The sequence below is a fragment of the Sinomicrobium halophytocola genome (assembly GCF_052983395.1).
This window is the reverse complement of record NZ_JBRKIT010000040.1, coordinates 182288-196259: the sequence shown is the minus strand read 5'-3', so window position 1 is coordinate 196259 and position 13972 is coordinate 182288. Positions and strand designations below refer to the sequence as shown.

General features: G+C 47.3%; 10 protein-coding genes. 7 read left to right on the top strand and 3 right to left on the bottom strand.

Annotation, left to right across the window (positions count from 1 at the left end; translation table 11 throughout):
- Positions 1 to 2: 2 nt before the first annotated feature.
- Positions 3 to 245, bottom strand: a complete 243-nt coding sequence (locus tag ACVBDY_RS17585) for a helix-turn-helix domain-containing protein (RefSeq protein ID WP_447176766.1) — start codon at positions 243 to 245, stop codon at positions 3 to 5.
- Between the two features lie 507 nt (positions 246 to 752).
- Between ACVBDY_RS17585 and ACVBDY_RS17580 the strand changes: the two genes are divergently transcribed.
- The 3 genes from ACVBDY_RS17580 (at position 753) to ACVBDY_RS17570 (ending at position 2727) form a co-directional block, all read left to right on the top strand.
- The gene (locus ACVBDY_RS17580; protein ID WP_447176765.1) at positions 753 to 1052 is read left to right on the top strand and encodes a hypothetical protein; all 300 of its coding nucleotides are present in this window, start codon (positions 753 to 755) and stop codon (positions 1050 to 1052) included.
- Entirely contained in the window at positions 1049 to 1354 is a 306-nt protein-coding gene (locus ACVBDY_RS17575; protein ID WP_447176764.1) for an RNA polymerase sigma factor, read from the top strand. Before ACVBDY_RS17580 ends, ACVBDY_RS17575 begins: the two co-directional genes overlap by 4 nt.
- A 761-nt stretch (positions 1355 to 2115) precedes the next feature.
- Complete coding sequence (locus ACVBDY_RS17570; RefSeq protein WP_447176763.1) at positions 2116 to 2727, top strand: hypothetical protein; 612 nt, start codon at positions 2116 to 2118, stop codon at positions 2725 to 2727.
- Between the two features lie 77 nt (positions 2728 to 2804).
- Here the strand turns inward: ACVBDY_RS17570 and ACVBDY_RS17565 are convergent, their stop codons facing one another.
- Together ACVBDY_RS17565 and ACVBDY_RS17560 are read right to left on the bottom strand one after the other, a co-directional pair.
- Positions 2805 to 3269 (bottom strand): PepSY-like domain-containing protein, encoded by a 465-nt coding sequence (locus ACVBDY_RS17565; protein WP_447176762.1) that lies wholly within the window; start codon positions 3267 to 3269, stop codon positions 2805 to 2807.
- Positions 3270 to 3662: 393 nt separating this feature from the next.
- Complete coding sequence (locus ACVBDY_RS17560; RefSeq protein ID WP_447176761.1) at positions 3663 to 4115, bottom strand: PepSY-like domain-containing protein; 453 nt, start codon at positions 4113 to 4115, stop codon at positions 3663 to 3665.
- A 632-nt stretch (positions 4116 to 4747) separates the two neighbouring features.
- Here ACVBDY_RS17560 and ACVBDY_RS17555 point away from each other — a divergent pair.
- The 4 genes from ACVBDY_RS17555 (at position 4748) to ACVBDY_RS17540 (ending at position 13712) form a co-directional block, all read left to right on the top strand.
- The gene (locus ACVBDY_RS17555) at positions 4748 to 5272 is read left to right on the top strand and encodes a phage tail protein (protein ID WP_447176760.1); all 525 of its coding nucleotides are present in this window, start codon (positions 4748 to 4750) and stop codon (positions 5270 to 5272) included.
- Positions 5273 to 5545: 273 nt separating this feature from the next.
- Positions 5546 to 12286, top strand: coding sequence for an Ig-like domain-containing protein (locus tag ACVBDY_RS17550; protein WP_447176759.1), 6741 nt, complete (start codon positions 5546 to 5548; stop codon positions 12284 to 12286).
- A 93-nt stretch (positions 12287 to 12379) separates the two neighbouring features.
- Complete coding sequence (locus ACVBDY_RS17545) at positions 12380 to 13252, top strand: hypothetical protein (RefSeq protein WP_447176758.1); 873 nt, start codon at positions 12380 to 12382, stop codon at positions 13250 to 13252.
- A 223-nt stretch (positions 13253 to 13475) separates the two neighbouring features.
- The gene (locus ACVBDY_RS17540) at positions 13476 to 13712 is read left to right on the top strand and encodes a hypothetical protein (protein ID WP_447176757.1); all 237 of its coding nucleotides are present in this window, start codon (positions 13476 to 13478) and stop codon (positions 13710 to 13712) included.
- The last annotated feature ends 260 nt before the right edge of the window (positions 13713 to 13972 follow it).

Here is a 13972-nt window from a genome sequence, read left to right as displayed (position 1 = left end):
TCCTAATCCTTATTCTCCGGAAACTCTCCCTCAACTGCAGCAAAAAACTCCGAAACCTTAATATTCCGGGCTTCGCAAATACGGTAAATGGTAGGCAAAGAAATTTGATAGTTACTATCCTTTTTCAGAATATCCCTTAAAGTACTTTCTTCAATATTATTTTCTGTAGCAAACTTCCTTTTGGAAAGTCCTGAATCTTTCCAGGCTTTTTCTATATAAGAATATATGGCTTTATTATAATCCATAGAACAAATTAACTATATCAATTATAAAAAAGTGCGTGCTACAGCACGCACTTTGGTTTTTTTTATTATATTTGTGTAGATAACATATATTTGCGATTCTTCTAAAAGCAAAAAAATATTAGAAGCTATTCGCTTAAAGTCTCGATTTGAAAACTGGCACTTTTCTATACCATGAGACATAAGTGAAATTGGCTCACGACCCGGGCGTGGGCTCACTTATCATGGTAGGGTATGCCAGTACCTCAAATCGATAAGTCGAGTTCCACGCCTATTTTATTTCCGGTAACTCTTCTGCATTAAGCAAAAGCATTCTTTACAGAAGTCTTGCATAGCTGAGCCCCTTTTTATCCCTGTAGTGCTTAGTGCTATACTATAATAGGAGAACAAAAGGCATACTGCCGCCGGCTTTGGCGTGCAGGTAGCACTAAGGCAGGTCGTATGGCTGCCCTTAGTATTGTAGCGCCCGTGAGCGCATTACCGTATCTAAAACTTTAAAAACACCAAAAAATGACGTACAACCCCATGCAGAGGCATATCCTCAACCGTAAGTTATACCGGTTGTTTAAGGCAGAACAACTGGAAGGGTTTCACGATGCCCTGAAACTGCTGGCCCAAAAAATAGACTGGTATGTAAATGCCCATAGCATCGACGAGGAGGAAACCAACCGGATAATACAGGAAATCTTTATACGCCTGTGGATGAACCGCGAACACCTGGAATTCGGCACCTTCGAAAATACCATACACGCGGTGACCTATAAGGTTACCCAACAGTTTTTTGAAAACCCGGAAGACGCCCTGAAATGAATACGGAACACCACATAAGTTACCGGCAGATCAATGGCCTTAGGGCAGGCGATGCCACGGCATTCCGCAACGTTTTTACCCTGCTGTACCCCCGGCTCATGGCCGTTGTAAAGCCCTATACCTGTTGCGACGATGATGCCAGGGATATTGTGCAGAACGTATTTGAGAAAATATGGCTAAAACGGCAGAACATCGTACACGGTACCTTTGTAAAAGAGGTATTTGCCATAGCCAGGGAAACCGCACAGCAACATCTGCGCTATCATATGCGTTATGCAGGGAGAGGGGAGAGAAGAATGTAATACCGGGGCTTCGATACATTCCGGCCTTCAGGCCGTTGTATCGAAGCCCCCGTTTTACTGTTTAAAAATCCACCACTTGTGTTAAAGTACACCCCTTTCTTGTTTAAAACCCCCCGGTTTTTGTTTATTTCTCATCGTTTTTGTTCTATGCACCGGCATTTTTGTTTATCCCCGGCATTTTTAAACAAAATGGCCCGGGTTTCTGTTTATCCCCGGTCATTTTTGTTTATATATGCCCGTTTCTGTTTAAAAATGCGACACTTGATATCAATCCGCGCAAAAACGAATTCATTTCCCTCATTTTTAAACAAAAACCCCACTACTTTTGTTTAAATCCCCCCGGTTTTTGTTTACTTTCACCCCATTTTGTTTATATTTCATCCGTTTTGTTTAAAAATGACGTTTTTAAACAATTTTTAGCCCTTTTTTTATCAAAATAATTGTGTTTTTAATAAAAATATTCTTGCCTTTATATTAATTTTTTCATTTTTAAACAATTTTTGCCGTTTTTAAACACTTTTTCTTTCTAATTGTTGGTGCAATTACCTTAAATATATAAATTTATATGTGTGAAAAGTGCACAGTGTATCGCATGACCCCCCTATGCTTTACTGTAGCACCAGGACATATCTTTTGTCTTACATGATTTTCACAATCGGAATAACATGATATGCAAACTTAGGTAAAACGGGATGCGATCTGGAGAGGTACCCGTTTCCTGCGTGATAACTATTTGTCTAATCTTTTAAATTTTTTACATTATGAGAACACCAACTAAGATTCTCACCAGTTTTACGAGTTACAATAATGCCGCCTTTATACAAAAGGCAGAACTTATTGTAGACAGCATGACGGACAATGCCAGTTTTGCAACACCAATACCGGCGCTTACCGAAGTAAGAACAGCTATAGACACCTTTGGTGCCGCTATAGTAAAAGCCGGGGAAGGGGGGCAGACGGACAGGCTTGCGCGCGACCAGAAGCGAACAGACCTGGTGGCCCTGCTCCAAAAGCTGGCCCTCTATGTACAAATGGAAAGCAACAACGACGAAGTGGTTTTGGCCAGTTCCGGTTTTACGCTCCGTAAAACACCGGAACCCATAGGCATACTGGCAAAACCCAAAAACTTTGTAGTCGTACCCGTAAACAGGGGGATGATAAAAGCAACCCTCAACTCCATATACGGGGCCAAGAGCTATCTGTTTGAATACCGCAGGGTCGGGGAGGAGCCCTGGACCGTAGTAGCCCATACCAAGAGCTCGCTTTTGCTCAACAGCCTGGACAGCGGGCGTGAATACGAATTTCGTGTGGCAGGCGTAGGCGCCGCCCCGCAAAAGATATATAGCGAAAGCGTACGGAGTTTTACACTGTAAAAAGCCCCTTTGTAAAAAACAAAAGGCCTTCCGTTGTACCGGTGGCCTTTCGTTTTTTTAGAATAGCAGATGAGATATTACGAATCTACACGGACAAAATTACCCTCCGCATCAAAGTCCAGGTCTGTCCCGTCCGAGATCTCCACATCATACCCCGCAGGTTCCAGGTCTATACCCTCAATAAAAAGAGGAGCAGGATAATTTTCCTGCGTATATTCCAGTATCCGTTCCGGCACCAGCCCGTCAGGTACCTGCTGTCCGTTGCCGTCAATATCCGTCCAGTTCCCTTCCGCATCCAGGTCCAGGTCAAAACCATTGCTCAACCTAACCTCATACAACGTACCATCCCCATCCGCCTTATTTTTCATTTCCGCCCGCGTTACCGTAGTCCCCTCAAAATGCGTTTCAATAAGCACTATCCCCGCTGCCGGAAGGTCCGAAGCATCAATATTGCTATCATTAGTATCATCATCACTACTACAAGCTACAAAGGCACCTACCGCTCCCAGTATCGCCAATCCTTTAAAAAAACGTTTTTTCATGTGTTAAATAATTAAATTGTTAAACCATTCCCGGGGCTTCCGTATACCCTTCGCTGCGCTTGGGCGCTCAGCCGCCTTTGTTCCGGTTTTTTTAATAAGGTTGTGTTCCTTACATTTTACAGCCTGCCTGCTTCCTGAAACACTTAAGCCACATCTACACATTTTGTGTATAACCCGCAACGTACAACCCGGTGGCTTCGATACAACGGCCTGAAGGCCGCCACTCAGCCACCTCCGTTTCCGGCTTTGTAACCCGCAACCTGCAACCTGCAACCTGCAACCTGCAACCTGCAACCTGCAACCTGCAACCTGCAACCCGCAACCTGCAACCCGCAACCCGCAACCTGCAACCTGCAACCTGTAACCTGTAACCTGTAACCTGTAACCTGCAACCTAATCATCAATCCTCAAAAACTCCCCCGCCAAAGTAAACACCAGTTCCACGCCATTAGCCAGTTCAACCTCGTATTTAACAGAACCCCTTTCCATTTTAATTATTGTCTGCATAGGAAAATTCTGTTTAACATACTCACCTATTCTTTCCGGAACCAGCGCGGCAGGAACTGGATTATGGCTACCATCAATTTCCTTCCAGTTGCCCTTACCATCAAATTCCAGCTTCATGGCATTGTCCAGCAAAACCTCGTAGTCCGTTTTTACCAGGTAATCCACATCCTTAACCACCTGGATGATCTTCTGTTCCTTAAAATTCGTGTCCAGGAACTCCTGTGCCGGTTTCGGGAGTTCCGCTTTCGTAATTACAGTTTCCTGTGCATTTACCCGTACACCAAACAGCATTACGGTAAGCACCGTAACCACTGCTATAACATTCTTTTTTGTTTTCATGATACTGTTTTTTCTGTTTTACAAGGCAAAGTTGAAAAACGAATTAGGAAAGAATTGGGAATGTTTTATAGCGTTCCGTTTGTACCCTGAAACCTATTCCCTCCGTTTTAAAAATCGCAATATGCACAAGTGTCGCGCATCATATTGCGAAATAGCAACTGATCGTGAAAAAAAACACCTATTTTGTGTCGTATTGTCGAATTTTTTTTGTATTTTTTAACGTTGTTATATTGCTATTCATACCCGATTTGTTTTTCTTTGTTGCACTAAATCCAACCGACACATGAAACACCTTTACCTTTTTAAGTATTATGATACCCCTTCTTCGTCTACAATTTATACACACCAGGACATAGGGTACCATCCTGTGAAACTCCATAACCGGAAAAATACATAGCAATCGCTTTAACGGGGAATAAGCCCTTAGGGTTACACCTATGGGGCCTGCCATTTATACATGCTGTATTTAAACGAGTTACCTCCGTTATCGTTAGTTGTTACGTTTTTGTTGCGCCCGGTACATTCCGGCATCAGGGGATACTGAACCAAATTCGGGATGACAAACCATGCAGTAAAGAAAGCCACAGTAAAAACAGAAAAAAACCAATTATAAACCTTTAAATACAACAACCATGGAAGAAGAACTAATAGGCGTTATCAAATTATTTGCAGGAAACTTTGCCCCCAGGGGATGGGCTTTTTGCAACGGACAACTGCTTGCTATAGCACAAAACCAGGCCTTGTTCAGTCTTTTAGGAACTACCTACGGGGGAGACGGACGGACCACCTTTGCCTTACCGGACCTCAGGGGAAGAGTACCCGTCCATGCAGGCAACAGCCAGGGCCCTGGATTGCAGGATGTGCGGCTCGGTGAAGCATCGGGGACAAATACCAATACCCTGACGATAATGAATATACCACGTCATAACCACCCCGTAATGGCAAGTAACCAACCCGGAACAACCGGAGACCCTTCCAATAGCTTTCCTGCCAATAGCGGTGCTACCGACAAGGAATATTCCGGCAATGCCAACATCACCATGAATGTGCAAATGACAGGTATGACAGGAGGGGGGCAACCCGTAAACAATATGCAACCCTATCTGGGATTGAATTATATCATTGCCCTGTATGGCATTTATCCGTCAAGAGATTAATACGGTTACCATTGGACATGCATGCGAATTAAGGGTTGAAATGCAACCTTTATAACCTTCAGGAAGCATATTTTGATAAACGATCCTGTCCGTCCAACAGGAAAACGGCACTTTAGGTATAGAGTTATTCCGTTAGAGGTATGACCTGGATAACCCAATAACTCAGTAACCCAATTGTTTTTACATTGAAAAGCCACAACGGACTGATCTTTAACTAAAACAAGACCGGACCCTTAATTAGCATTAAACGAGTTCATTATTAACAGTTTTCTTATGAAAAAATTTTTACTGCGTTCTTTTTTACTACTGGGTTTAAGCGGGCTTCCGCAGTTATCCGCCCAAAGCATAACCTTTACCGGGTGCGAAAACCAGGACTTTATCTCCGGTTACACCCTTAGCGCAAGCGGTAATATCACCGATGCGGGGATTGACCGGACGGTGTATAAAAGCAATCCCGCCCAGGGAAGCTTCGGGGAATTGATCATTATCAAATGGAACGCCACCGCAGACCGGTGGGAGATCCTCTTTAATTCCTTTGACGGCGATGACGGCCCCAATAACGAGTTGCTGTACACCAGTACGGTGGCCACCCATCCCAATCCGCCCAACATAGCCATTGGCAACTGGACCAATGCGGATGAATACGGTTGCGATCCGCTGGATGCAACACACGGGGAATTAAGCGGCGATGTAGCAGATACACCGCCCACTACGGTTAATACGGCACCGGTAGTCACAGCGCCTTCCGCACCAGGGGTAACAGAGGACAACACGAATATAGCCTTAGCCGATAATATCCAGGTGGCAGATGCCGACGGAGATGACCAGACCGTAACATTTACCATTACCGGGGGGACCTTAAGTATAGGAACTGCGGGAATTACCTTCGGAGGTTCGGGAAACGGCTCGTCCGGTTTTACCGCTTCCGGGACTTTAGCGAATATAAATACCGCCCTGGATGCAGCCACATTTACGCCTTCACCAAATCTATATGGCAGCAATGCGGCGAGCATCGCTTTCGTGTCTAATGATGGTGTTGAAAATTCGAATACGGCATCCGTAAGTTTTGACATCACCGGGATTAATGATGATCCGACTTTTGACGGACTGCCGGCATCCGTAACGGTGATGGAAGATGCAGAGATAGCTTACCTAAGCAATGCCCTTTCCGATGCTACTTTTGCAGATGTAGACGCGGGCGATAATGACGTGACCCTGGTATTGAGTGTAAATGAAGGGACTTTAAATTTTGCAAATCCTGGGGGGGTAATTACCATTACCGGGTTTGGAACCCCTACAGCATATTTAACAGGAACAGTAGCAAACATCGAAACTTATCTCAGTACAAATACAAATGCGGCTTATTTTCCCCCTTTAAATCTAAGTGGCCCGGGGGCCGCTACGCTTACCCTATCCGCAAACGATGGGGGAAATACAGGAGAAGGAGGAGGAACAATGGTGGAATTAGGACAAATCCAGATTGATATCACACCTGTAAATGACCCTCCTGTAGCCGTAGAAGACGAAGTAACGACAGATGAAAATACACCGGTAACGGGCAATGTGCTGACCAATGACACAGATATTGAAGGAGACGCCCTGACCGCTTCATTGGTTACCGCCCCCGTTAACGGAACGGTCGTATTAAATGCGGACGGTAGCTTTATATACACACCAAATACAAATTATAACGGGCCGGATAGCTTACAGTACCAGGTTTGTGATCATGGTACACCTTCGCTGTGCGATACGACTTCCGTACAATTTACAATTGAAGCTATCAATAATGCCCCGGTGATTGCTGCCCCGGCCAGTATTAATGTAGATGAGGATGCAGCAACAGCCCTCACTGGCATTAGCTTTAGTGATGCAGATGCGGATATTGCCAATGTCATGGTAACACTTTCGGTACCCGGCGGCACGCTTTCTGCCACTTCCGGTGGAGGCGTAACGGTTGGCGGATCGGGGAATACCCTGGCGCTCACAGGATCAATAACAGATATCAATGCCTTTATAGCAGCGGGCGGGGTTGGTTTCACCACGGCGGCTAACGAAACCAATGATATTGTATTGACCGTGGCTATCAACGACAATGGTAATACCGGTTCCGGGGGCAGTCAACAGGATACCGCTGCCGTGACACTGTCCGTGACAGCCGTTAATGATGCCCCCGTAGCAGTAGAGGACGAAATAATAACAGATGTAAATACACCGGTAACGAGCAATGTGCTGACCAATGACAGTGATCCGGAAGGCGATGCCCTCACGGCATCCCTGGTTACTGCCCCGGTTAACGGAACAGTAGTACTGAATGCAGATGGAAGCCTTACGTACACACCAACTACAAATTATAGCGGGCTGGATAGCTTACAATACCAGGTGTGTGATAATGGTACACCTTCGCTATGCGATACCACCGCCGTAAAGTTTACGATCAATGATAATATACCTCCGGTTATAGAATCCGTACACGTACCAGCCAACGGCTATTATAACACCGGTGACGCGCTCACGTTTATGCTGGACTTCAACGAAAATGTAACCGTTGGCGGTGTACCCTCCCTGGATTTAACCGTAGGTAATACGACACGGCAGGCCCAATACATAAGCGGCACCGGCAGTACAACCTTGTTGTTCCGCTATACCGTACAGGAAGGTGACAACGATACGGACGGTATTGCGCTGAATAACCTGTCGCTCAATGGCGGGACCATTACCGATACCTCAGGTAACGATGCCGTGCTGGCGCTGAATAACGTACCCGACCTCACAAATGTGCGGGTAAATACGACCATGCCCACCGTTACCATAAGTACTGCGACACCTTCCCCGGTAAACATGGCTTTTACCGCTACTATTACCTTTAGCGAAGCCGTAACCGGTTTTGTATCAGGAGATATAACGGTCACAAACGCGACCATCAGCAATCTGCAAACGAGCGATAATATTACGTATACCGTCACAGTTACACCAGGGGCAGATGGCGAAGTTACCTTACAGGTGCCGGCCGGTGCCGCACAGAATATCGGGGAGAATGGCAACAGCGCTTCCAATACGCTTTCCATAGTCTATGATGGTACGGCACCTGTGGTAAGTAGCGTAAATGTACCCGCCAATGGCTATTATCAAAACGGGGATATCATGGATTTTACCGTGCAATTCCATGAAAATGTCAATGTAGGTACCGGTGGGGGCACTCCTTACCTGGGACTGACCGTAGGAACAGCATCCCGTGAAGCTGGTTATATATCAGGAGATGGAACAAATGTACTGCTGTTCAGGTATGTAGTGCAGCCGGACGATGAAGACCTGGACGGTATCAGCCTGGCGAGCGCACTGATTTTGAACGGTAGTGTCATAGACGATACCGCGGGCAACAATGCCTCACTTGCATTGAACAATACCCCTCCGACAGGTAACATATTAGTGTACAGCGCAGCTCCGTCCGTCACCCTCTCGGGAACACCCGGTGCAAACACCGCTTTTACCATGACCGTTGCATTCAGTGAAGCGGTTACCGGTTTTACGACCGGCGATATCAACGCAACCAATGCCATGTTGAGCAACCTGCAGACTTCAGATAATATAGTGTATACCGTGTTGGTTACACCTAATGCCGACGGCCCCGTAAGCCTGCAGGTACCCGCCGATGTAGCGACAAACATTGCAGGGAACGGCAATACGGTATCAAATATCCTCAGCTATGATTATGATGCAACCGTTCCGGGTGTTCCGGAAGGACTGGAAGCCGTACCGGGAGATGGCGAAGTCATACTGAACTGGACAGCCAATACCGAAAGCGACCTGGCTGGCTATAAGATTTATGGCGGAACTACTGCAAACCCCGGCACCTTACTTGAAACGGCAGATGCTCCGCTGACGACCTATACACATAGCGGCCTGACCAATGGCACACTTTATTATTACCGGATCTCGGCCGTGGATGAGGCAGGGAATGAGAGCGGTGAAACTGCCGATGTTAATGCACGGCCCAAAGGCAATCAAACAATTAGTTTTGACGCGTTAACCGATAGAACGTATGGCGACGCCTCTTTCGGATTAACCGCTACAACTTCTTCCGGTCTCACAGTTAGTTACACGAGCAGCGATCCTGCGGTAGCATCTGTTTCCGGTAATGAACTGACTATCCACGGGGCAGGAACGGTAGAGATCACTGCAAGCCAGGCAGGTGATGATACATATAATGCCGCCATGCCCGTAGTACAGTCTCTTGTCATTAACCCGAAAGCGATTACCGTAACCGCCGAAGATAAGACCAAGGTTTACGGAGAAGATGATCCGGAATTGACATATACCTCTAGTCCGGAACTGGTTGCAGGAGATAATTTTAGCGGGGAGCCGGAACGTGCTCCCGGTGAGGACATCGGCACCTATCCCATAGCACAGGGTACACTGGCCCTGGATTCCAACTATGAGCTGACTTTTGAAAGTGCTCAACTGACCATTACCCCGGCTACGATAACCGGCATCACCTTTGCGGACGGCAGTTTCGTCTATGACGGCGTGGGCAAGTCGTTATCCGTTACAGGCGACCTCCCTTCGGGCACCTTGGTAAATTATGCCAACAACATCCGTACGGATGTGGGGACCCAGGAAGTCACCGCAACGATCACCGGCGCTAATTACGAAACACTGGTACTGACCGCAGACCTTACCATTACCCCGGCTGCTATAACAGGTATTACATTTAATGACGGCAGTTTCGTCTATGACGGCGTGGGCAAGTCGTTATCCGTTACAGGCGACCTCCCTTCGGGCACCATGGTAAATTATACCGACAACATCCGTACGGATGTGGGTACCCAGGAAGTCACCGCAACCATCACCGGCGCTAATTACGAAACACTGGTACTGACCGCAGACCTGACGATCACCCCGAATGTTATAACGGGTATTACCTTTAACAACGGTAGTTTCGTATACGATGGCACGGCCAGGTCACTATCCATCGAAGGGATGCTTCCGGAAGGCACCTCGGTAAGTTATACCGGCAACAGCCGCACGGAGGTGGGTACCCAGGAAGTCACCGCAACCGTCACCGGCGCTAATTACGAAACGCTGGTACTGACCGCAGACCTTACCATTACCCCGGCTGCTATAACAGGCATTACATTTAATGACGGCAGTTTCGTTTACGACGGTACTGCCAGGTTACTGTCTATAGAAGGGATGCTTCCGGAAAGCACCTCGGTAAGTTATACCGGCAACAGCCGCACGGAAGTGGGTACCCAGGAAGTCACCGCAACGATCACCGGCGCTAATTATGAAACGCTGGTGCTGATCGCAGACCTGACGATCACCCCGAATGTTATAACGGGCATTACCTTTAACGACGGTAGTTTCGTATACGACGGCACGGCCAGGTCACTATCCATCGAAGGGATGCTTCCGGAAGGCACCTCGGTAAGTTATACCGGCAACAGCCGCACGGAAGTGGGTACCCAGGAAGTAACCGCAACGATTACCGGCGCTAATTACGAGACACTGGAACTGACTGCCGATCTGGAAATAACACCTCTTGCCATTACGGTAACGGCTGACGATAAAGAAAAAGTTTACGGGGCAACCGACCCGGAACTGACCTATACTTATACCCCGGAACTGGTAACCGGTGACAGTTTCAGCGGAACGCTGGTACGTGAGGCGGGAGAAGAAGCAGGAACGTATAGCATACACCTGGGCACGTTGGCCCTGAATGCCAATTATATACTGACTTTTGAAAGTGCAACACTGGAGATCGTTAAGGCTCCTGTAAACAACATTACCTTTAATGATGAGGTTTTTGTATACGATGGCACCCTGCACCAACTAGCCATTACAGGCACTTTGCCCGAAGGCACATCTGCCAGCTATGAAAATAACGGCCGTACCGATGCGGGAATGCAGGAAGTTACGGCTACCGTCACCGGCGAGAACTATGAGACCCTGGTACTGACTGCCGTACTGACCGTAGAAAAAGCCCCCCAGCTTATCGACTTTGCCCCGATTGCAGACAAGGACCTGGAGAACGATCCGGATTTTCAGCTGGAAGCTACGGCAAGTTCCGGCCTGCCGGTGAGGTATACCTATACTTACCTGTCCGCAGACCCGCCTGCCGTGATAAGCCCGGACGGAATGGTAAGCCTGTTGAGTTCCGGAGAAGTGGAGATTACGGCACACCAGGAAGGCAGTGCGAATTACCTGCCGGCAAATGCCGTGACCAGGACGTTACGCATCAACAGTTCTAATGCATCCGTCAGCCTGCTGGAAATTAATGGTACGGCATATGACAACCCCGGGGAAGAGACCCATTATATTATGGATTGTGATAACTTTGCCTCACAGGCCGAAGTGCATATATATACCGATGATCCTAATGCAACCGTAAATCCCGGTCGTACCTTTGTCATAGATACTCCCGAAGCGGGCCTTTACAGCCGGGAAGTAACCGTTACTTCGCAAAACGGGGAACAGACCCGGACATACCTGGTTACGGTAGAACGCAGGTTTAACTTTGATGATATCGTAGAACAGAAGTTCAACAATGTCCTTTTGGTCAACAATAACCCGGAAACCAACGGGGGCTACCGTTTTGTGAAATACGAGTGGTTTAAGAACGGGGCGTTGATAGGTACCGGGCAATATTACTCGGCAGGGGATAACAGCAATGACCTGCTGGACCCTACGGCACATTACAGCGTGCGTATGACCACGGATAGCGGCGATGTACTGACCACCTGTGAAGCGGAGATCATCCTGGAAGCCTCCCTGGAGATGAAAGCATATCCGAACCCGGTACTTTCCGGCCAGCTTTTGCATATCATGGCCGACCTGCCGCAGGAAGAACTTTCGCAGCTCTCCATCCGGGTATATAACCAGAGCGGTAAAACAGTATTGCAAACCACGGGCAAGAGCAAGGAAACAGCACTCTCGCTTCCACGCCTTCCGGGCGTGTACCTGGTGCAATGCCAGACCGGACAGCGACAAAAAACCTTTAAGATCATTGTAAAATAATACAACCTCACGGAGACGCCTGAGTAGAAATTCTGTTTCAAATATTAACCGTTAACGGTTTCAGGCGTCTCTTTTTAAAAAGACAAAACAGTTATGGCACTAAAAAATACCACAGGTCTCCCTGCTTCTGTAATACTGATGATAATTATGGGACTTACCACCACGCTAGGTTCCGCCCAGAACCGTAACGAATTGTCCGTCTTTATTTCCGGTCCGTTCCAGTCCCTGCGGTCCGATGCCGGCGAAGGAGGAGAATACCACTCCCGTAACGGCGGAAGTTTTGGTATAGGGTATGGTTATGCCCTTAACAAAAACTGGAGCCTGTTGCTGAATGCCGAAATACAGTTGTACCGCTCCGCCTGGAGCTACGAAGGTTTTGCAGATGCCTATGAAACTACGGATATCGAAGGAGATGCCATGGAGTTTCGCTACAGGTTTTCGGGGTACAGGGAAAAACAAAAAGCGTATGTTGCCGAGATACCGCTACTGTTGCAATATACCAGTAATGGTATGCATACACAGTTTTATGCCGCGGCAGGTGTCGGTATCGGGTTTAGTCTTGATGCGACGTACAGTGCGGATTACGATCGGTTGAGTACCAGTGCGTATTACCCGCAGTGGGATGCGGAATTGCACGCACCCAAATTCATGGGGTTTGGTAACTACGGCAGCGGACATGTAGCTTCCCGTGACCTGGAGCTTAAAAATTCGTACACCTTAAAACTGGAAACAGGTATAAAACAACTTCTTAATGACAAGAATGCCCTCTACCTGGGCGTATACCTGAATTACGGCCTCAATGATCTGTCCGATGGAGAAACAGCAGCATCGGTACTGACCTATCAGCCGGACAACCCGTCGGATTTTGACATCAGTTCGCTGACCACTTCTTCCAATACATCCTCTGGCGATAAGCTCCGGGCCGTGGGCTTCGGGCTGAAGCTGCGGTACGGTTTCTCCTGGTAAAATCCCGGTTCCTGGAGAAAGAAAAAACAAAAGGCTCCTCCCTTCATCCCGATAATCATTGGGATGAAGAGGGAAGCCTTAAAAAAAGCTAAAAAACGAACAAATTGGCTTCATTAAATGACATCCCTTCTTTAGAGCAATGATATTTAGTTAGTGTTATCGTCATTTTAAAGAGACAGATGTTCGTTCCATATTATAATTAACTAAAAGCTCCTCCCTTGTGATGAAGGGAGGTACCCGGGCGCAGCAACGGGGGGAGGGTTTGAAATCCCGAACCATAGGAATAGCCTTAAACGTAAAGGCAAATACGCCAAAGTTCGGGCTGGTCAAAACTCCCCGCCCCGCAAAGCGGTCCACCCCTCTTCTCCCGATAATCATCGGGATGAAGAGGGGAGCCTTTAAAAAAAAGCTAAAAAAGAACAAATTGGCTTCATTAAATGACATCGCTTCTTTAGAGTAATGTTATTTAGTTAGTGTTATCGTCATTTTAAAGAGACAGATGTTCCATATTATAATTAGCTAAAAGCTCCTCCCTTGTGATGAAGGGAGGTACCCGAGCGCAGCAACGGGGGAGGGTTTGAAATCCCGAACCATAGGTATAGCCTTAAACGTAAAGGCAAATACGCCAAAGTTCGGGCTGGTCAAAACTCCCCGTCCCGCAAAGCGGTCCACCCCTCTTCATCACAAGAGGGGAGCCTTTAAAAAAAGCTGAAAAACGAA